Genomic DNA, 19,336 nt, shown 5'->3' on the forward strand with positions numbered 1-19,336 from the left:
CCCTCCTTGCGCGCAGATATAAACAGCCACGATGTCCCGCCTTCTGATCTGGCGCGGGCATGGGTCGGTGACAAGGATAGGCACAACGTATTGTTGCGACAATCACATGATTGCGCCCCGCCCCCACAATTCCCACACCGGCCCGCGCCCGCGACACACCGGCCGGGGACGGGACTGGCGGGGACGGGACTGGAAAGAACGGGGGTTGCGCGCTATGCCGCGAGACACGATTTCATCGGGAGTTTCCTTCATGCGCCCATCCGGCCGCGCCATTGACGCCCTTCGCCCCGTTTCCATACAGACCGGCTTTGCCCGCCATGCCGAAGGGTCCGCGCTGATCCGCATGGGCGGGACCGAGGTTCTGTGCGCCGCCAGCATTGAATCCCGTGTCCCCCCGTTCCTGCGGGGCAAGGGACAGGGATGGGTTACAGCCGAATATGGCATGCTGCCGCGCGCAACCCACAGCCGTGGCCCGCGTGAGGCCGCAAAGGGGAAACAGGGTGGCCGCACACATGAAATCCAGCGCCTGATTGCACGTGCGCTGCGTGCGGGGATAGATCTGCGGGCCTTGGGCGAAATCTCCATCACGGTGGATTGCGACGTGCTCAACGCCGATGGCGGCACGCGCTGTGCCGCCATCACCGGCGCGTGGGTTGCGCTGCGTCTCGCACTTGACGGACTGGTGCGGGCGAATGTGATCCCGGCCCTGCCAATCACGGCGCAGGTGGCGGCAGTATCATGCGGCCTGACGGGGGCGGGTGCGGTGCTGGACCTTGATTACGCCGAAGACAGCAATGCCGTGGCGGACGCCAATTTCGTGCTGACCGAAACCGGCGGCATCGTCGAAATCCAGGGGACGGCGGAACAGGCCCCCTTTTCACAGGAACAGTTCAACGAACTGATGCGTCTGGCGCAGGTGGGGACAGCACAGCTGTTTGAAATCCAGCGCGACGCGGTGGCGCAGGCGGTGACGGCATGAGCCCCGTGCAGGCACGCGGGCTGCGTCGGGGGGATACCCTCGTCCTTGCCAGCCATAATGCAGGCAAGCTGGTGGAGTTTTCCGCGCTGCTGTCCGGGTATGGGATCAAGGTTATCTCTGCCGCGACGCTGAACCTGCCGGAGCCGGAAGAAACCGCCACGACCTTTGCTGGGAATGCCGAAATCAAGGCGCTGGCGGCGGCGCAGGCGGCGGGCCTGCCTGCACTGGCTGATGATTCAGGATTCTGCGTCAGTGCGCTCAATGGTGATCCGGGCATCCTGTCGGCGCGCTGGGCCGGTCCGGACAAGGACTTCCCCGCCGTCATGCGCCGTATCCATGACCTGATGGGCGATACCCCCGACCGGACGGCATGGTTCATCTCTGTCCTGTGTCTGGCATGGCCGGACGGACAGAGCACAACATTCGAGGGACGCATCGACGGGCAGGTCGTCTGGCCGCCACGCGGAACACATGGCCATGGCTATGACCCGATCTTCGCCCCCGAGGGCAGCCCCCTTACCTTTGCGGAAATGACGGAAACACAGAAAAACACCATCAGCCACCGGGGCCGTGCCTTCCGCCTTTTTCGGGAGGGATGCCTGCAACCCGCGTGATCTCCATGCGTCATCGCCTAAAAAAAAGCTGGGCCAGAAAAAGCTGGATCGTGTCACCGGCCCTGACATCAGGCGACCGGTCAACACGGGGCGTCCCAATTCTGGACGCCCCAATTCTGGACACCCTGCGGGCCGTCCATGAGGATAGCCCATGGGGCAGCCCAAGGGACGCAACCGGGAACGCCGTTGCGTCACACAATTCATCCTCGCCAATAAAAAAGCCCTGCCACGCAAACGTGGCAGGGCTTTTTTTCAGGTCCGTTCCTGTCCGGCGACAGCACGGCAGGTCCGTCAGCGTCCGGTCATGATCCGTTCGACAAGCTGCGCCACAGTGGGCACGAACCCGTTGGCATAGAAAGGATCGGTCGCAAAACGCCACGCATTGGTGCCACCGAACATCAGGTTGTGTTCCATGACATCGCCCGCATCGGGACCATGGGCATGCGCCACGGTCTGGAGTGTCTTCTGGATACAGTACGAACGCGGGTCAGCCTTGTGCCCGTTGGTATAGGACGGGGCCCTCTGGCTCCAGTTGGAAAAGCGGCATTCCGACAGGCACCCCATGCAGGCCGCCTGGTCGGACAGGATTTCGCGCGCCTTTTCCGGCGTGACGAACACCAGCGTATTGTCCGGCGTGCGCAGCCCCTCCGTATAGCCTTCACGCTGCCACAGGGCGGCATGCTCGCTATCGGGATGGGTTACGTACACGACGCGGCCACGCGCCCCCACGCTGAACGCCGTCGCGTGTTCGCCCACGGGTTCGGTGGAAAACGCAATCTGGCGTTCGGAACGCGCCCGCAGTTCGCGCAGGAAGTCGTTATTCACCGCCGAGGAATAGAAACCGGTCGGGGAGAAGCGGTTAAGGAACACATCCCCCTTCTTCAGCGTCATCAGCCGCTGTTTCCATACATCGGGAATGGGGCTTTCACGCGTCAGCAATGGGCGCGTACCGAACTGGAACGCCACAGGCCCAAGGTCGGGATTGTCAATCCAGTCCTGCCATTCCTCCAGACACCAGACGCCACCCGCCATGATAATGGGGGTCTCATCAAGGCCAAAGGCACGCATCTGCTTGCGCAATGCCAGCACACGCGGCAACGGATCTTCGGGGGCGAGGGGATTTTCCGTGTTCGACAGGCCATTATGCCCGCCCGCGCGCCACGGATCCTCGTACACCACACCACCAAGCAGGTCCGCACTCTTGTGATATGAACGCCGCCACAATGCGTTGAACGCACGTGCCGACGACACGATGGGGTAATAATACACACCGTATTCAGTGGCGATGTCCGACAGGCGATAGGGCATGCCCGCGCCACATGTCAGGCCGTTGATCAGGCCCTTCGTACCTTCCAGCACGCCACGGATCACACGTTCGGCCCCGCCCATTTCCCACAGGATATTGGCGTGGATGCGTCCCTTGCCACCCGCGACCTCGTGGGCGATGCGCACCTGATCGATACCACCCCTGATGGCGTAGTCGATCAGTTCCTCATGCTTTTCAAGACGGGTGCGCCCCCGATAGATCTGGGGCACGACATTTCCGTCGGCATCGTACGAATCGGCATTCACGATCGATACCGTACCAGCACCGCCCGCCCCGGCCCAATGCCCGGACGAGGCCCCGGTGGAGATCGAAACCCCTTTTCCCCCCTCGACCAGGGGCAGGATATCCACCCCACCCATCCGGATCGTGTTGATCGCCTTCATCGTCATTCCATCGTCATCTGTAAAACCGGTCCACACCGGCCATGTCGCGGGAACCACGGGCCCGGGGTCATGCCCCGCGCCCGTGATCCCTCAGGTCGGTCGTGCCCGCGATATCCGTATCAGCGCGCGGTGCGCCCGGCCTTTGCGCCAACCGCTTCACCGATATCGGCACCGGTTTCCTGATCGACAACCCGCATGGACAACTTCACCTTGCCGCGGTCATCAAACCCCAGGACCTTCACCTTCACTTCATCACCCTGCTTGACGACATCGGTGGTCTTCGCGACACGCCCCTGCGCCAGTTCGGAGATGTGGACAAGACCGTCACGCGGACCAAGGAAGTTCACGAACGCACCGAAATCAGCCGTCTTGACCACCTTGCCGTTATAGATCTTGCCGATCTCGGGCTCGGCCACGATGCCGCGGATACGCTCGATCGCCTTTTCCGCCTGTTCGTCAGAAGACGCGGCGATCATGATCGTGCCATCGTCGTTGATGTCGATCTTTGCACCCGAATATTCCACGATCTCGCGGATGACCTTGCCACCCTGCCCGATCACGTCGCGGATCTTTTCCTTCGGCACCGAAATCGTGGTGATCTTCGGCGCGGAAGACGACACATCCGAACGCCCTTCCGTCAGCGCCTTGGACATCTCGCCAAGGATGTGCATGCGGCCACCGCGTGCCTGATCAAGCGCGATTTCCATGATCTCGGGCGTGATGGACGTGATCTTGATGTCCATCTGCAGGGCGGTGATGCCGTTTTCCGTACCCGCAACCTTGAAGTCCATATCGCCGAGGTGATCCTCGTCACCAAGGATATCGGACAGGACCGCGAATTCTTCCTCTTCCTTGATCAGGCCCATCGCGATGCCCGCGACCGGACGCTTCAGCGGAACGCCCGCATCCATCAGCGCCAGCGACGTGCCGCACACCGTGGCCATGGAGGACGAACCATTGCTTTCGGTGATTTCGGACACGACGCGCATCGTGTACGGGAAGGTATCCTTACCCGGCAGCAGCGGGTGGATCGCACGCCATGCCAGCTTGCCATGACCGATTTCACGACGCCCCGGCGAGCCCATGCGACCACATTCCCCGACCGAGAACGGGGGGAAGTTGTAATGCAGCATGAAATTGGTGCGGTATTCACCTTCAAGCGCGTCGATCACCTGTTCATCCTGACCGGTGCCAAGCGTCGCGATGACAAGGGCCTGCGTCTCGCCACGGGTGAACAGGGCGGAGCCATGCGCACGCGGCAGGATGCCGACCTCGGAAACGATCGGGCGGATTGTCTTGAGGTCGCGGCCATCAATGCGATGCCCCGTCTCCAACACGGCAGAGCGCACGACGTTGGCTTCGAGTTCCTTGAGCAGCGGCTTCGCGGCTTCGGCTTCTGCCGGGTCGAGCTTGGCGAGGATCGCGTCCTTCGCAGCGGCAACCTTCTTGTAACGCACCTGCTTGACGCGTTCCTGGTACGCCTCGGCGATTGCCTTGCGGCCCAGCTTCTCGATCTTCTTGCGCAGCTTGATTTCTTCTGCACTCGGCTCGACCAGATCCCACGGTGCCTTCGCCGCGTGTTCAGCAAGCTCGATGATCGCGTCGATCACGTCCTGGAATGCCTCGTGCCCGAACGTCACCGCGCCGAGCATGACCTTCTCGCTCAGTTCAGCGGCCTCGGACTCGACCATCAGCACACCTTCCTCGGTGCCTGCGACGACGAGGTCAAGCGCGCTTTCCTTCGTCTGCGCGATGGTCGGGTTCAGGACATACTTGCCATCAATATAACCCACGCGGCATGCGCCAACCGGGCCGAAGAACGGAACACCCGACAGTGTCAGCGCGGCCGAACAGCCGATCAGCGCCACGATCGCCGGATCATTTTCCATGTCATGGCTCAGCACCGTGGCGACAACCTGCACCTCGTTGCGGAAATTGTCGGGGAACAGCGGACGGATCGGCCGGTCGATCAGGCGTGAATTGAGGACTTCGGCCTCGGACGGACGGCCTTCGCGCTTGAAGAAGCCACCGGGGATCTTGCCCGCGGCATAGGCCTTTTCCTGATAGTTGACCGTCAGCGGGAAGAAATCCTGCCCCGGCTTGACGCTTTTCGCGCCGACGGCGGTGCACAGCACGACCGTATCGCCATAGGTGACGACAACCGCGCCATCAGCCTGGCGCGCAATCTTGCCCGTTTCGAGGATAAGGGGACGGCCGCCCCACTCGATCTCAGTACGGAAATAATCAAACATGCAGACAGTTCCTGTCCGTTGGCTACCGCAAACGGAGCAGAGCGGACCGAACATTGGGATATCGATGGCAGCGCCTCGGACGGCATGGAGCGATGACGGGCCTGCCGCCAATACACCATGTGGCCTGAAACGCTGCGACCCTGTCCGGGTGTCTCCGCCGTCGTGTCGGCAGCGTGTGTTTGCGACATCCACCATTGAATGCCACGAAAATGCACGGATGCGCGGCACGGGACGCCACCGCCCCGCAACCGCGCAATATCCGTGGCGGGCGCATTATGAATGCGATCCCGCCATGCCGCAAATCAGCGACGCAGGCCCAGACGCTTGATCAGCGTTTCATAACGGGTCTGGCTCTTGCGCTTGACATAATCCAGCAGGCGGCGGCGGCGACCCACCAGCATCAGCAGGCCACGACGCGAATGGAAATCCTTCGCATGGGTCTTCAGGTGCTCGGTCAGGTTGACGATCCGTTCCGTCAGCAGCGCAACCTGTACTTCCGGCGAACCGGTGTCCTTGGCTGCGGTCTGGTATTCATCAATAAGCGCCGTGCGGCGTTCGGGGGTAATCGACATCGGGATGCTCCGTTCAAAAGAGATGGTCGTGGTTTACAGCATGCGCACGGGCCGCAACCATCCATCAACCGGACGGCACAGGCCCACGACACGCGCCCCGTCCATCGCGCGCACGACCCCGCTGCGGGGATCGACGGCATCTGGAATCCGGCCCATCAGATCAAGCAGGCTGAGCGCCTGCCCATGCGACAGGGATTCTGCTTCTTCCGGGGTCAGGGCCAGCGCCGGGATGTCGTCCAGCGCGGTCGCGACCGGAAGCAGCAGATCCGGCGAGGCAGGCGCGTTGTCGGCGCTGGCGACGATTTTGTCCAGCACAATCGCATCCGATTCCCCAAAAGGCCCCACCTGCAGCCGCCGCAGCGCCGCAACATGGCCCACGGTCCCGCATGCACGCGCGATATCACGCGCCAAAGACCGCATGTACACGCCCTTGCCGGATTCCACCTCAAAGATCGCCGTATCCGCATCGGGACGCGCAATCAGTTCAAAACGGTCGATACGCGCCGGTCGCGGCGGCAGGTCGGGCGGACGCCCGTCACGCGCCATGTCATAGGCGCGCTCCCCCCCGACCTTGAGCGCGGAAAACACCGGGGGGATCTGCATGATATCGCCACGAAAGGCCGCCAGCGCCGCCTCGAACGCCGCATTGTCGGGGCGCACGTCCGATGTTTCGGTCACGACACCATCGGCATCATCACTATCACGTGCCTCACCGATGCGCAGGGTAAAGTGATACCGCTTGGTGCCGTCCATGACATAGGGGACAGTCTTTGTCGCCGCACCAAAGGCAACGGGCAGAAGGCCGGTCGCCAGCGGGTCCAGCGTTCCGCCATGCCCGGCCTTGCACGCGTCAAACAGATAGCGGACACGGCCGACCACCTGCGTTGACGTCATTCCTGACGGCTTGTCCACAATCAGCCAGCCATCAATCGGGCGTCCACGCCTGCGTCGCATCAGCACAAGAACCTTTTTGCCAAAGAACCAAGGCCCGTGCGTGTAAACGACGCGCCGGAACGGGGCAATGGCCTAATTCTTGCGCCATGGGGATGGCCGTTGCGCCCGCGTATGATAAAACGCCCCGGCGGGAACATGCCAGCCATCCGGCGGTCCCGCTTTCGCGACAGGCGTTCCGGTGCCATCCTTGATGACCCGTCGCGTAAGGCGGATTGGACTGAAACCTCTTTAATATTGCGTCGTAGGGAGACCTGAACACATGGCAGAACGGCAGACCACGGTCGGCGCTTTCGTGTTGGGTGGTGCGCTGCTGGGGGTCGCGGCAGTCGTCCTGTTCGGCAAATTTCACCCGTTTTCCGCCACCAACAACGCCGTCGTGATTTTCGACGGGGCCATCAACGGACTGGGAATCGGTGCCCCCGTCACGCTTGAGGGTGTACAGGTCGGCGCGGTGGAAAAGATCGGGATCAAGTTCGATCCCGCCTCCCACAAGGCGTATATCCCCGTCACGATCCAGTTGCGCGCGGACCGCACGAAATCCACCGAACACAGCCAGGGCCTGACCGCCGAGGGGCTGCCGGACCTGATCCAGCATGGCCTGCGCGCGGAACTGCATATGCAGAGCTTTGTCACGGGACAGGAGGAAATCGACCTGTCATTCGACCCCGCGACACCTGCGCGCCTGCATCCGGGCATGTCGGACCTGACGGAAATCCCGGTGCGCGAATCGGAAATGCAGAAGCTGACCGATACGCTGACGACCCTGCCGCTGAAGACGATCGCAACCAACGCCGATGAAATGCTGGTCAGCATCCGCAGCCTTGCAGAGCGTCTGGACAAGGACCTGCCCCCGCTGGTGACAAGCGTGAAGGAAACATCCGACCGCAGCCGCGTGACCGTCGATACCGCAACCGATACGATCCGTGATCTCGACAAGCGGCTGGACGTGACACTGTCGTCGATCGACCGGCTTGCCAACAGCGGCACGCAGCAACTTGATTCGCGCGGCGCCGAACTGCATGACCTGCTGATCAATTCGAACAACACCGTGACAGAGGCACGCCAGACACTGGCGGGGCTGCATGACATCACGGCCCCGAGTTCGGCGGATCGCGCCAACCTTGATTCCTCGCTGCGTGACCTGGCCGCCGCTGCATCCGCCCTGCGCGGTTTTGCAACCGATGTGGAGCGTAATCCCCAGCTTCTGCTGATGGGACGTCGCAACTGACGCGGCATAACACTGACATGTCATGGTTGCCAAAGGGCCATGCCCTTTGGCCGGTCCAGAGCAGTGCCCCTGCCTGATTTTCCCCATAGGGAACAGGTTCCTGGCCCGCAGGAACCCAAAACCTGCGGCTTGTCATGAAAGAGATGACGATCCGGGGTGGTGTTAATCAAAAATAGGAAAAGTTTCTGGATGCCGCCTTTTTTCAAAAATGCGGCGTCTTCTGAAGCTTTTTGGAAAAAGCTTCACCAAAAATCTTTATGATTTCAGGATGTTATTGAGACTGACTTTTCAAACAGTCTCTAAAAACAACAGGTTTCCAGATGGCGAATTTTTAAAAAGTAACGCCTTTCAAAGCTTTCTGGCAAAAGCCTCACCGGAAACCTGTGTGAGGCTGAGGGTATCCACAGATCTGCCTTATTCAGGGCATCCCCTCAATCTTCAAGGTCACGCGCCACGGCAGGGTCACGCAACAGATCATCCACATGCATTGCATAATCCAGCGCCGTATCCGGCTGGAAATGCAGATCCGGCACCCCACGCAGGCGCACCATATGCGACAGGCGGGAACGCAGGAAGGATGAAACCCGCTTGAGCGCAGGCAAAAGCGCCTCAATATCGCTACGTCCCAGCCGTGCGACGAAAACGGTCGCGTGCTTCAGGTCAGGCGAAATCCGTACCTCGGTCACAGTGATGCGGGCATCAACCAGTTCGGGATCACGGAATTCAACACGCGCGAAAATATCCGCCAGCACACGACGGATTTCTTCGGCCACGCGCAACTGACGTTGCGAGGGGCCAGACGCACCTTGACCGGCAAGTTTCCCTGCCGGTCCGGTGGTCTTTACCTTGTCCCTTGAAGAATGGCGGCTCATGCCGGAACCAGTTCCATTTCAAAGCACTCGACCATATCGCCTTCGCGAAGGTCATTATAACCGGCAAAGGACAGGCCGCATTCATAACCGCGCGCCACTTCCTTCACATCATCCTTAAAGCGCTTGAGCTGGCTCAGCTCGCCTTCATGAATGACCACGTTGTCACGCAGCAGTCGCACGCCACAACCACGCTTGACCACGCCTTCGGTGACATAACAACCGGCAACCTTGCCCACGCGGGTAATGTCGAACACCTGACGGATTTCGGCATACCCCAGGAACTTCTCGCGGTGTTTCGGCGCAATCTTGCCGCGCACCAGCTGCTCCACATCATCGGCCACCTGATAGATGATCGAATAATAGCGGATATCCACGCCTTCACGCTGCGCCAGTTCGCGAGCCTGTGCCGTTGCACGGACGTTGAACGCGATAATGACCGCGCCCGATGCCTTGGCAAGCTGCACGTCGCTTTCGGTGATCTGGCCAACACCCGCGTTAAGGACGCGAATCTTGACTTCCTCATGCTCCAGCTTCTGCACCGTGATCTGCAATGCTTCGGCAGATCCCTGCACATCGGCCTTGATAAGGACCGCGACTTCCTTCTGCGCACCGGCCTGAATCCGGGCCAGCATCTGGTCAAGGGTGCCACGCGCGGCCGTCTGGCCTGCCGCGGTGCGTTCCTTGATCACGCGCTGACGGAACTCCGAAATCTCACGGGCACGATTTTCGTTGTCAACGACGACGAACTGCTCGCCCGCACCCGGAACCCCGGTAATGCCCAGCACCTCGACCGGCATCGACGGGCCTGCATCCTGAATCTGACGGTTGCGATCGTCGATCATCGCACGCACCCGGCCCCATTCGGCGCCAGCCACCACGATGTCACCACGATGCAGCGTGCCCTTCTGGACCAGAATTGTGGCCACCGGGCCACGCCCACGATCAAGACGGCTTTCGATAACCGCGCCTTCGGCCATGCGATCCGGATTCGCCTTCAGGTCGAGCATTTCGGCCTGCAGCAGGATCGCCTCTTCCAGTTTGTCGAGACCCGTGCGCTTGAGGGCGGAGACCTCGATATCCTGCGTGTCGCCCCCCATGCCTTCGACGACGATCTCGTGCGACAGCAGTTCCTGACGGACCCGGTCGGGGTTCGCACCCGGCTTGTCGCACTTGTTGATCGCAACGATGATCGGGGCATCTGCCGCCTTGGCGTGCTTGATGGCCTCGATCGTCTGCGGCATGACGCCGTCATCCGCCGCCACGACCAGCACGACAACATCCGTCACCGACGCGCCACGGGCACGCATCGCCGTAAAGGCTTCATGGCCGGGGGTATCGATGAAGGTGATTTTCGCACCCGACGCCAATGTCACCTGATACGCACCGATATGCTGCGTGATGCCCCCCGCTTCGCCAGTGGCGACATCGGTGGTGCGCAGCGCATCAAGCAACGAGGTCTTGCCGTGATCAACATGGCCCATGACCGTGACAACCGGTGGCCGTGGCCGCAGGTCATCCGGCCTGTCCTCGATGCCCTCGATGCCCAGTTCGACATCGCTATCGGCGACACGACGGACACGATGGCCGAATTCCTGCACAACCAGTTCAGCCGTGTCGGCATCCAGCGACTGCGTGACGGTCGCCATGACGCCCATCTTCATCAGCGCCTTGATGACCTCGCCCTGACGGGCGGCCATGCGGTTGGCCAGTTCCTGCACCGTAATCGTTTCAGGCAGGATAACGTCACGCACGACACGGACCTGATCCGAACGCAGGCGTTCCAGTTCCGCCTGGCGGCGTTCACGTTCACGCTGGCGACGGACCGACGCCAGTGAACGCGTCTTGTCGTCATCACCCTCGATCGCAGCCTGCACGTCGATGCGGCCCGAACGACGGCTGTCATTCTTCTTTGCCCCGCCCGATGGACGGCGTCCCGGCGCGACATTGCCACCGGGGCGACGGCTGGGGCGGCGTTCTTCCTCCGCCCCTTCGGCACGGCCTGAACGCAGGCGCAGCGTTTCCGCCGGCGCCGCCGCCGAAGCGGTGCGCGCAGGTGCAGGACGCGACGGCGTTACAGGCTTGGACGGCATGATTGCACGTTCAGCCAGCGGACGCAGACGTTCCATCGGCGGCGCAAGCGTCACCTCGCCAGGAATGGGCGTGGCCGACACGACCGGGCCAGGAGGTTCCACCACCGGCGCGACCGGGGTGACGGCCGGGGCCGGGGCCTGTGCCGCACTGGCGGCGCGGGCCTGCTTTTCCTCACGCTCGCGCGCTTCGGCCTCGGCCCGGGCGCGTTCGCTTTCCTCAGCTTCGCGACGGGCGTCTTCTTCCTTGCGCCGTGCTTCCTCGGCGGCGGACAGGATCGTGATCTTTTCCTGTTCGCGCCGGTCCTTTTCCCGCTGGATCGCGGCCTGACGCTGCTCTTCGAGCACGCGCTGGCGCGTGGCCAGTTCAGCCGCCGTCAGCGCCCGTCCGGCACCGGCGCGACCACCGGAACGGCCACCCGCCGGACCTGACCCGCTGCCTGGAGTCCCGGCACCGCGCTTCTTGCGCACCTCTACCTGAACCACCTTTGAACGACCATGGCTGAAGCTTTGCCTGACGGAACCGGCATCGACCGTCCGTCCGACCTCCCTCCGGCCCGCCGGCCGCAGGGACAAGCGTCCCTTACCCTGATCCTGATCGTTGCCTTCGCTCATGTACCCGCCTGTTCACACCGTCCGACGGACTTATCCGCCGAATTCGGTCCCATCCTGCCGGACAGTCCCGCAAAACGTTCATTCTCGACACGGAAACGACGTGCCAGTTCGCCATGCAGCATCGCTGCATGTACGACATGGTCACGGCCGAATGCCGCACCCAGCGCCAATGCCGTAGGAACCACCGCAACCGGAAGATCCCGTGCACCGGACAAAACTCTCATCCTCTCGTCCGGGCTCCCGTCCGCCGCCTGGACAACCAGTGCTGCGCGACCGCCCACGACCCATTCCCGCACCTTGGCAAAACCACAGACAACCTGTCCGGCCCGCCGTGCAAGTCCCAGGACATCCATCATCCTGCGTTCCAGTCCATCTTCAATCAGATGGGCCAGATCAGGCGGAATGACAACCTGTCCGCGCGCGGCACGTGCAAACGCGCCACGCGTCTGTGCCGTTTCTAGCACATCCCGCCGTGCGCTCAACCAAATTCCCCGTCCGGGCAGACGCGCGGAAAGATCGGGGGTCACGATCCGGTCTGGCGAAATGACAAACCGGACCATCGTTTCACGGGGCAGGCGTTCACGCGTTACCGCGCAACGGCGCAGTGGGCCGCGCTCTTCCTGCTCCTCGTGATCTTCTATGGGATATTCCTCAGACGTCGGAATTCTCCTGCTGTTCAGGGGCTTCATCCGCCCCCGACTCGTCACCCTCGAACCAGTGCGCACGTGCGGCCATGATGATTTCGTTGGCCGCCTCCTCGTCAATCGCATCGCCGCCAAGGATATCGACCAGTTCATCACCCGCCAGATCCGCAAGGTCATCAAGCGTCTTGACGCCCTTTTCACCCAGCGTCACCAGCATCTGGACCGTAAAGACTCCAAGGGCCGCGATATCGTCCGATACCCCAAGGGCACGGCGCTTTTCGTCCATTTCCTCTTCGCGACGCGCAAGGAAACCTTCGGCGCGACGCACCAGTTCACTGGCGACATCCTCGTCAAAGCCTTCGATCCCGGCCAGTTCGTCGGCATCGGCGAAGGCCAGTTCCTCGATCGAATGGAAACCTTCTGTCACCAGCAGGCCCGCGATCACGTCATCAACGTCAAGCGCCTCGACAAACTGGTTGCTGCGGCGGCGGAATTCTTCCTGTCGGCGCTCCGATTCCTCGGCTTCGGTCAGGATGTCGATATCCCAGCGCGTCAACTGGCTGGCAAGGCGCACATTCTGACCACGACGACCGATGGCAAGGCTGAGCTGCTCGTCCGGGACGACCACTTCGACCCTGCCGGCCTCTTCATCCATCACCACCTTGCTGACTTCCGCGGGCGCCAGCGCGTTGACCACGAAGGTCGCGGCCTGCGGGCTCCACGGGATGATGTCGATTTTCTCGCCCTGCAGTTCCTGTACCACGGCCTGCACGCGCGACCCGCGCATACCGACGCACGCGCCAACCGGGTCGATGGAGGCATCGCGTGAAATCACCGCCATCTTGGCGCGCGAACCGGGATCGCGGGCCACGGCCTTGATCTCGATGATCCCGTCATAAATTTCGGGCACTTCCTGCGCAAACAGCTTGGCAAGGAATGCCGGATGCGTACGCGACAGGAAAATCTGCGGCCCACGCGGTTCGTCACGCACGTCATAGATATAGGCACGCACGCGATCTGAATTGCGGAAGCTTTCGCGCGGGATCAGTTCATCGCGCCGCAACAGCGCCTCGGAACTGCCGATTTCCACCATCAGGTTGCCGTATTCGGTACGCTTGACGGTGCCGTTGACGATCTCGCCCACGCGGTCCTTGAAGTCGTTATACTGGCGCTTGCGCTCATATTCGCGCACGCGCTGGACAATGACCTGCTTGGCCGTCTGGGCGGCGATGCGCCCGAAATCGATCGGCGGCAACGGGTCGATCAGATGTTCGCCCAACTGGATTTCCGGCCGGAACTTACGCGCGATATGGAGCGGGATCTGCGTTTCCTCGTTCTCCACTTCCTCTACCGCTTCGGTCCAGCGCGACAGGCGGACGTCGCCGGTCTTGCGGTCGATGGTGGCGCGAATGTCCTTCTCGTGGCCGTACTTGGCGCGGCCGGCCTTCTGGATGGCCTGCTCCATCGCCTCGAGCACTTCTTCGCGGTCGATCGACTTCTCACGCGCGACGGCATCCGCCACCAGCAACAGTTCAGGACGGGAAACGGACGTATCCATCAGGGTCTCCAGAGCGTCTTTCAGTGGGCCTTGCGCGACGGCTTGCCGCCACGCCGACCGCGAGTCTGTTCCAACATCCCGTCCGGCGACTCGGCCGTCGGGTCCTCATCAGTATCGGTCTGCGACGCATCTTCGCCGGGATGCGCCATACGTGCGCTCGCCTCGATCAGCGCATCGGTCAGCACCAGCCGCGCCTTGCGCATCTCCTCGAAAGGCAACGCCACCTCGGCCCCGTCGTCAAGGCGCATCAGCCCATGCCCGTCGCGCGCGCCCAGCACGATGCCCGAAAACCGCTTGCGGCCATCGACGGGCATATTCATCTCCGCCTTTGCCAAGTGACCGGCATAACGGTCCCAGTCCTTGGGGCGCGTCAGGGGACGGTCGATCCCGGCGGATGAGACCTCCAGCGTCCACTCCCCCGACAGCGGGTCTTCCACATCCAGGATTGCACCGACCGCGTGACTGATCTGTTCACAGTCATTAATGGTGATCTGCGAACCATCGGCACGGTCGGCCATGATCTGGACCGTGGGGGATTCGCGGCCCATGACCGCAACGCGGACAAGCTCGAACCCCATATCCACCAGCGCAGGGCCGATCATGTCGGCAATGCGGGCGTCAAGGCCGGTCAGGGAAGGCAGATCTGCGTCCAATGCAAAAAAGGCGGCCCTGCGGCCACCCCCCAAATAATCGTAAATTGAAGGAATTGCCCGAATACTTAGGCCATGATCCGCCAGTTCGCAAGTTCTATATAATGCAGGGATGGGAAATGCGTATGTGAACGCTTTTTTAAGCCATGGGTAACATTGTGCGCGTCTTAAACGCTTGCCACCCCCTGCCGGCCCCCTCATTATAATAACATGACGCCGATGTCCGCCCCGCCGACGGAACCATCCCGCCAGCCACAACGCCAGACCGGCAGCCGCCGCATGGTGGTGGCGGGACTGCTGGCGGCTGTCGTGGCGGGCGGGTTTGGCGTCCACAGCCTTGGCGGCGCATCGGGCACCAGCGATGGTGGCAATGCGGGGGGCACCCCAACCGCACTGGCGGGACAGGGGGGCGACAGCGCCAGCGGCGGGCTGCGCGCCGTGGTGGACCACACCCGCGCGCATGCGGACCTGCTGGGTGAAATGCCCATGATCGCACCGGACCGCGCGGCGGACATGCTGCAATTCACGTCGTTCGACATCAACCAGAAAAACGCGATCCTTGCGGCGCTGAAACGCCATGAGATCGTCCTTGCGGAAATGCCGTTATATGACATGGGCACAGGCAGTTCGGTCGTCAGCGTGGAATCCATGGGCCTGACGCAGATGGTGCACCTGACGGGACAGCCGCGCACGGTTGTCCTGCCGATCCGCATCGCGGGCGAAGTCACGATCCGTCCCGTCAGCGACCCGGGGGCCACGGGATTGCATGCCGGGGCGATCTTCGTCCCCGGACCGACACCGTTGCCGGTGCTGTACAAGGATGGACAACTTGTTATCGGGGTCGTCGTTCAATGAAGGCGCTGTATCCGGCTTTTGAACGCATGTTGCCGGTCATCATGGTCATATTCCTGATACTGGGCAGCATACAGGCCGCCGCGGCCTTGCATCTTTCACTCGCCAGCATACGGCATTTCATGGAATGGTGTGCGCCAGCCTATCCGGTCATAGCCGTGGGTAGCGCATTTTTGACGCTGGCCGGACTCTGGTTCGAAAACCGTGCAGAGAGACTGGCCAGAAAGGGACTCCGACGCAGACGGGGATGGATGATGGACGTACTGGCCAGACTGACCAATCGTAGTGCGCTGGAAGAAATGCTGGCGCGCGAGCAGAAAGAAACCATCATAGATGCCGAGGAACTGGCCGCGAGCCTGCGCGCACGCGTCATCGGCCAGGACCAGGTATGTGAGGACATTGCCGCACAGCTGCGACGCAGGCTGGCGCTGCATGTCCGTGGCAAGCCGGTGGGCATCTTCCTGCTGGCCGGGCCGCCGGGCACCGGCAAGACCTATCTGGCCAAGCAGCTTGCGCGACAGCTTGACCGGCCATTGCTGAACTTCGACATGACGCAGATGAGCTCCCCTCATGCCGCGACACAGCTTTTCGGCTCTCCCAAGGGGTATGTCGGCTCCGACACCTATGGAAAGCTGACGGGCGGCCTGAAGGAAAAGCCTGATGCGGTCGTGCTTCTCGATGAAATCGAGAAGGCGCATCCCGATGTGTTCAAGAAGTTCCTGACGGCCTGGAACGACGGCCATGTCACCGAGGCTTCCACGGGGCAGCACATTTCCACCGTGCGCTGCATCTTCATCCTGACCTCCAACATCGCGACGGATGAACTCTCGGAAATCGCCGACCGGCTGAGTGACGAGCCCGACAAGATGCGTGCCGAATCTGTCGAGGCCCTGCGCCAGGCAGGCTTTGCACCCGAAGTGCTGAACCGTCTGGACCGGATCTTTGTCTTCCGCGCGCTTGAAGGGCTGGATATCGCCCGTGTCTCCGCGCTGGAGATCGAAGCGATGATCGACAGCTATGGCCTGAAGGTGGAAACCGGGGGCATCGACCCGTCGCTGCTGTTCCAGGTCATGCGCCGCCAAGACCGCATGGGCCCGGCCGCCAGCGCCCGCGACCTTGCACGCTCCATCGAGGACATGATCAGCGACTCGCTTATCACCGCGCAGCAGCAGGGTGCGAAACTGGTCCGCATCGTATCGAACGAAGATGGTGTCGTCGCCGAAGTCGCCAATGACAGCGAGGCCCAGAAGGCACGCATCATCAAGTAATCCGCCCTCGGCCCCTGTGTTGCCAGGGGCCGGAACCACCCGCGATCGTGGCGTCCCCTGATCGCCGTGTGGGCACGGACAACCGCAACATACGACAAGTGGCCTTATTCTATCATCCCCCCCTGCTCTGGCCGGGTTGGATGTCGCGTCAGGATATGAAAACCCGGAATGTCTGCTTTCTCCCGCCTCTGGCATCGTGCCCCGATATGGCGTCTGTGCCTGTATTCCATTTTCATCTTTTCGATCCTGATGCTGGTCTTCCCGCCTGCGTATCTCGGGCGTCTGTGGCCGGGCGTGCAGAACATTACGCAACGCATCCATCATGCGCTGGGCATGAATGACGCCCCTCCCGCCGATAATGCGGGTGGCGGCGATGATGGGGTCGTGACGATGATGCCGATTACCGATCGCCTGACCAAGGCAATCCCGTTCGCGGGCCGCATCCTGCCGCTGCCTGCGGGGGTGTGGCATCCCGTCATGAACGTCATTACCGGCCCACATGGCGAGATATTGGAAAATATCCTTGTCCGGGTACATGACCATGTTGTCACCGGCCTGATCGGGGCAGAGGCCAGCACACAGGCCCTGCCGGAAAGCGCCGCGCTGTCGATGGATTCAAGTTGCCATGACGACCGCAACCTTGCCGCCCATATCATGCCCGCAAAACCGCCGGGCGCGGAATGCTGGTTTACGGCGGCGGTGTATCCCACCTCCATCACCCGCACTGCCCTTATCGCCAATCGCTTGAAGGAACTTGGCTTTACGCTGCCCAATGTCCTGTACAAGGCAAGCTGGACCCTTGCGTCACCTTCGCCCGACCATACAGTCAATGTCGAAACGGTGACGATTTTCCTTAACCCGGTTTCCAATGCAAAGACTGCCACACTGCAAAGCCCCGATGACTGGGCCAAGGAAGCACTGCCGCAGCATCCTGCGGCCCTCAGCTTCGTACAGCATGGCAATAGCTGGATGGAAACATGGGCGCACATCCTGCATGACGGCTTCAACAGCGATATGATGGCCTCAAGCGATGAGCAGCGTGCCCGCGCATCGCAGGACCCGGCAGCCCCGACCGACACGAAAGACGCCAGCACTTCGCTGGACTGAGCGCCAGACCTGACTGACAGAGAAAACCAAGCGTTTGGAAACAAATCATTGAAAAAACAATAAAGGTTTTTGGGTGCCGCCTTTTTTCAAAAAGGCGGCGTCTTCTGAAGCTTTTTGGAAAAAGCTTCACCAAAAACCTTTATGATTTCAGGATGTTATTGGTCCTGACTTTTCAAACTACCTGCCAAGGGCTATTGCCGAAACGCCGACATGACGGCGAAAAAGCATCATCCGTCATCATTTAAGCAATAAGCCTGCCTCCTGCCCTGATATGGGCAGGCTTCCCTTATGACAGGCTGCTTTGGCAGGGATGACGACACAAGCGCGGGGACACACAAACCTGCCTATCCCCAACAGCAGCGCATGGTCATGGGATCAGGCGGGCAGCCTGCAACCGGTTCATCCCTGTCGCAGCACGTCTGAAATATCGATCAGGAAATCAAGCACCGTGCGGGTGCGCAACGGCAGGGTACGCGGGCCGGTATGTACTGCATAAAACGGCATTTCCGGCACCGTCCATTCAGGGAACAGATGGATCAGCCGCCCACTGGCGACATCCTCCTCCACCTGAAAGGAAGGAAGCATCCCGATTCCCAGCCCGGAACGTACCGCCTGCAATACGGCCTCGCTACTATTGGCGCGGAAGGGGCCACTCGCAGCGACGACATTCTCTTCCCCCTTGCAATCGAAATGCCAGTCATGGCGCGACCCACCATAGCTGTAGGCAATGCAGGGGTGGTTAAGCAGGTCACGCGGATGCACGGGGGTACCGCGCCGCGCAAGATAATCGCTGGACGCCACGACATAACGCCGGACCGACCCGAGTCGCCGTGCAATCAGTGAACCTTCGGCAATGGACCCAACCCGAACGGCAAGGTCGAGTCCCTCCTCCACCAGATCGCCAAACCCGTCACGCATGACCAGTTCAACCGACAGGTCGGGATGTTCCTCCAGCAATTTTCCCAGCTTGCCGGTCAGATACAGGCCAAACGCCGTCGTAATGCCCAGCCGGACCAACCCGGAAACCGACGCCCGGCGGCGGCCCAGTGCGGTTTCCGCCGTCTCCAGTATTTCCAGCACCTCATAGGCATGGGGCAACAGGCTGCGCCCATCCTCTGTCATCATCAGGCTGCGGGTCGTACGCGCGAACAGGGTGGCGCCATAATGTGCCTCCAGCAACGCGATATGACGCGATATCGTAGGCTGGCTTGCCCCGGTTTCACGTGAAACGGCGGAAAACGATCCAGTGGCAGCCACGCGAACGAAGCTGTGCAAGGCAGAGAGCAGATCCATGGGGCCCCGGTACGTGCAGCATGTTATTACATCATATATAGTTTTAAACGATGCCGTATTTATACACAATATAGCGTAAAA

17 protein-coding genes are annotated in these 19,336 nt (G+C 61.5%); 7 read left to right on the forward strand and 10 right to left on the reverse strand.

Features of this window, described 5'->3' with window-relative positions; translation table 11 throughout:
- The first annotated feature begins 250 nt into the window (after positions 1 to 250).
- The gene (rph, locus tag IFJ82_RS00325) at positions 251 to 979 is read left to right on the forward strand and encodes a ribonuclease PH (protein WP_003617035.1); all 729 of its coding nucleotides are present in this window, start codon (positions 251 to 253) and stop codon (positions 977 to 979) included.
- Complete coding sequence (gene rdgB, locus IFJ82_RS00330) at positions 976 to 1,593, forward strand: RdgB/HAM1 family non-canonical purine NTP pyrophosphatase (protein ID WP_003617034.1); 618 nt, start codon at positions 976 to 978, stop codon at positions 1,591 to 1,593. The genes rph and rdgB overlap by 4 nt, the downstream gene beginning before the upstream one ends.
- 291 nt (positions 1,594 to 1,884) lie before the next feature.
- On the opposite strand, the gene IFJ82_RS00335 is transcribed toward rdgB, so the two are convergent.
- Both IFJ82_RS00335 and pnp read right to left on the reverse strand, forming a co-directional pair.
- A complete protein-coding gene (locus IFJ82_RS00335) occupies positions 1,885 to 3,303 on the reverse strand; it encodes an NAD(P)H-dependent flavin oxidoreductase (protein ID WP_003617033.1) in 1,419 nt (472 codons plus the stop codon).
- Positions 3,304 to 3,422: 119 nt separating this feature from the next.
- Complete coding sequence (pnp, locus tag IFJ82_RS00340) at positions 3,423 to 5,555, reverse strand: polyribonucleotide nucleotidyltransferase (protein WP_003617031.1); 2,133 nt, start codon at positions 5,553 to 5,555, stop codon at positions 3,423 to 3,425.
- Between the two features lie 64 nt (positions 5,556 to 5,619).
- Between pnp and IFJ82_RS00345 the strand changes: the two genes are divergently transcribed.
- Positions 5,620 to 5,883: a hypothetical protein gene (locus IFJ82_RS00345; RefSeq protein WP_040510345.1), complete on the forward strand. Its 264-nt coding sequence runs from the start codon at positions 5,620 to 5,622 to the stop codon at positions 5,881 to 5,883.
- Here IFJ82_RS00345 and rpsO read toward each other — a convergent pair.
- Both rpsO and truB read right to left on the reverse strand, forming a co-directional pair.
- Complete coding sequence (gene rpsO / locus IFJ82_RS00350) at positions 5,858 to 6,127, reverse strand: 30S ribosomal protein S15 (protein WP_003617029.1); 270 nt, start codon at positions 6,125 to 6,127, stop codon at positions 5,858 to 5,860. The two genes, IFJ82_RS00345 and rpsO, sit on opposite strands and share 26 nt — an antisense overlap.
- A gap of 33 nt (positions 6,128 to 6,160) precedes the next feature.
- Positions 6,161 to 7,081 (reverse strand): tRNA pseudouridine(55) synthase TruB, encoded by a 921-nt coding sequence (gene truB, locus IFJ82_RS00355; protein WP_003617028.1) that lies wholly within the window; start codon positions 7,079 to 7,081, stop codon positions 6,161 to 6,163.
- A 259-nt stretch (positions 7,082 to 7,340) separates the two neighbouring features.
- Here truB and IFJ82_RS00360 point away from each other — a divergent pair, with 259 nt between their 5' ends.
- On the forward strand, positions 7,341 to 8,309 hold the full coding sequence (locus tag IFJ82_RS00360; RefSeq protein ID WP_003617026.1) for an MlaD family protein: 969 nt from the start codon (positions 7,341 to 7,343) through the stop codon (positions 8,307 to 8,309).
- Between the two features lie 431 nt (positions 8,310 to 8,740).
- Here the strand turns inward: IFJ82_RS00360 and rbfA are convergent, their stop codons facing one another.
- Genes rbfA through rimP form a run of 5 tightly spaced genes read right to left on the reverse strand, consistent with a single transcriptional unit; the run spans position 8,741 to position 14,738 of the window.
- On the reverse strand, positions 8,741 to 9,181 hold the full coding sequence (rbfA, locus tag IFJ82_RS00365) for a 30S ribosome-binding factor RbfA (RefSeq protein ID WP_003617025.1): 441 nt from the start codon (positions 9,179 to 9,181) through the stop codon (positions 8,741 to 8,743).
- A complete protein-coding gene (gene infB / locus IFJ82_RS00370; protein ID WP_192265215.1) occupies positions 9,178 to 11,883 on the reverse strand; it encodes a translation initiation factor IF-2 in 2,706 nt (901 codons plus the stop codon). Before infB ends, rbfA begins: the two co-directional genes overlap by 4 nt.
- Positions 11,880 to 12,572: an RNA-binding protein gene (locus IFJ82_RS00375; protein ID WP_225578719.1), complete on the reverse strand. Its 693-nt coding sequence runs from the start codon at positions 12,570 to 12,572 to the stop codon at positions 11,880 to 11,882. The genes infB and IFJ82_RS00375 overlap by 4 nt, the downstream gene beginning before the upstream one ends.
- Entirely contained in the window at positions 12,535 to 14,085 is a 1,551-nt protein-coding gene (gene nusA / locus IFJ82_RS00380) for a transcription termination factor NusA (protein WP_003617019.1), read from the reverse strand. Before nusA ends, IFJ82_RS00375 begins: the two co-directional genes overlap by 38 nt.
- 20 nt (positions 14,086 to 14,105) lie before the next feature.
- Entirely contained in the window at positions 14,106 to 14,738 is a 633-nt protein-coding gene (gene rimP, locus IFJ82_RS00385) for a ribosome maturation factor RimP (protein ID WP_003617017.1), read from the reverse strand.
- Between the two features lie 216 nt (positions 14,739 to 14,954).
- Here rimP and IFJ82_RS00390 point away from each other — a divergent pair, with 216 nt between their 5' ends.
- The 3 genes from IFJ82_RS00390 to IFJ82_RS00400 all read left to right on the forward strand — a co-directional run bounded on the left by IFJ82_RS00390 (position 14,955) and on the right by IFJ82_RS00400 (position 17,962).
- A complete protein-coding gene (locus IFJ82_RS00390; protein WP_003617016.1) occupies positions 14,955 to 15,590 on the forward strand; it encodes a hypothetical protein in 636 nt (211 codons plus the stop codon).
- Positions 15,587 to 16,855, forward strand: a complete 1,269-nt coding sequence (locus IFJ82_RS00395) for an AAA family ATPase (protein ID WP_003617015.1) — start codon at positions 15,587 to 15,589, stop codon at positions 16,853 to 16,855. Before IFJ82_RS00390 ends, IFJ82_RS00395 begins: the two co-directional genes overlap by 4 nt.
- A gap of 168 nt (positions 16,856 to 17,023) precedes the next feature.
- Entirely contained in the window at positions 17,024 to 17,962 is a 939-nt protein-coding gene (locus tag IFJ82_RS00400; RefSeq protein ID WP_003617013.1) for a hypothetical protein, read from the forward strand.
- A gap of 399 nt (positions 17,963 to 18,361) precedes the next feature.
- On the opposite strand, the gene IFJ82_RS00405 is transcribed toward IFJ82_RS00400, so the two are convergent.
- Positions 18,362 to 19,255, reverse strand: a complete 894-nt coding sequence (locus IFJ82_RS00405) for a LysR family transcriptional regulator (RefSeq protein ID WP_003617012.1) — start codon at positions 19,253 to 19,255, stop codon at positions 18,362 to 18,364.
- Between the last annotated feature and the right edge of the window lie 81 nt (positions 19,256 to 19,336).

This window comes from Novacetimonas hansenii (assembly GCF_014843995.1).
Taxonomy (GTDB): Bacteria; Pseudomonadota; Alphaproteobacteria; order Acetobacterales; family Acetobacteraceae; genus Novacetimonas; species Novacetimonas hansenii.

Coding starts and splice junctions, on each gene's coding strand:
- rph (WP_003617035.1), top strand. CDS start 251: ATGCGCCCATCCGGCCGCGCCATTGACGCCCTTCGCCCCGTTTCCATA.
- rdgB (WP_003617034.1), top strand. CDS start 976: ATGAGCCCCGTGCAGGCACGCGGGCTGCGTCGGGGGGATACCCTCGTC.
- IFJ82_RS00335 (WP_003617033.1), bottom strand. CDS start 3,303: ATGAAGGCGATCAACACGATCCGGATGGGTGGGGTGGATATCCTGCCC.
- pnp (WP_003617031.1), bottom strand. CDS start 5,555: ATGTTTGATTATTTCCGTACTGAGATCGAGTGGGGCGGCCGTCCCCTT.
- IFJ82_RS00345 (WP_040510345.1), top strand. CDS start 5,620: ATGGCAGCGCCTCGGACGGCATGGAGCGATGACGGGCCTGCCGCCAAT.
- rpsO (WP_003617029.1), bottom strand. CDS start 6,127: ATGTCGATTACCCCCGAACGCCGCACGGCGCTTATTGATGAATACCAG.
- truB (WP_003617028.1), bottom strand. CDS start 7,081: ATGCGACGCAGGCGTGGACGCCCGATTGATGGCTGGCTGATTGTGGAC.
- IFJ82_RS00360 (WP_003617026.1), top strand. CDS start 7,341: ATGGCAGAACGGCAGACCACGGTCGGCGCTTTCGTGTTGGGTGGTGCG.
- rbfA (WP_003617025.1), bottom strand. CDS start 9,181: ATGAGCCGCCATTCTTCAAGGGACAAGGTAAAGACCACCGGACCGGCA.
- infB (WP_192265215.1), bottom strand. CDS start 11,883: ATGAGCGAAGGCAACGATCAGGATCAGGGTAAGGGACGCTTGTCCCTG.
- IFJ82_RS00375 (WP_225578719.1), bottom strand. CDS start 12,572: ATGAAGCCCCTGAACAGCAGGAGAATTCCGACGTCTGAGGAATATCCC.
- nusA (WP_003617019.1), bottom strand. CDS start 14,085: ATGGATACGTCCGTTTCCCGTCCTGAACTGTTGCTGGTGGCGGATGCC.
- IFJ82_RS00390 (WP_003617016.1), top strand. CDS start 14,955: ATGTCCGCCCCGCCGACGGAACCATCCCGCCAGCCACAACGCCAGACC.
- IFJ82_RS00395 (WP_003617015.1), top strand. CDS start 15,587: ATGAAGGCGCTGTATCCGGCTTTTGAACGCATGTTGCCGGTCATCATG.
- IFJ82_RS00400 (WP_003617013.1), top strand. CDS start 17,024: ATGTCTGCTTTCTCCCGCCTCTGGCATCGTGCCCCGATATGGCGTCTG.
- IFJ82_RS00405 (WP_003617012.1), bottom strand. CDS start 19,255: ATGGATCTGCTCTCTGCCTTGCACAGCTTCGTTCGCGTGGCTGCCACT.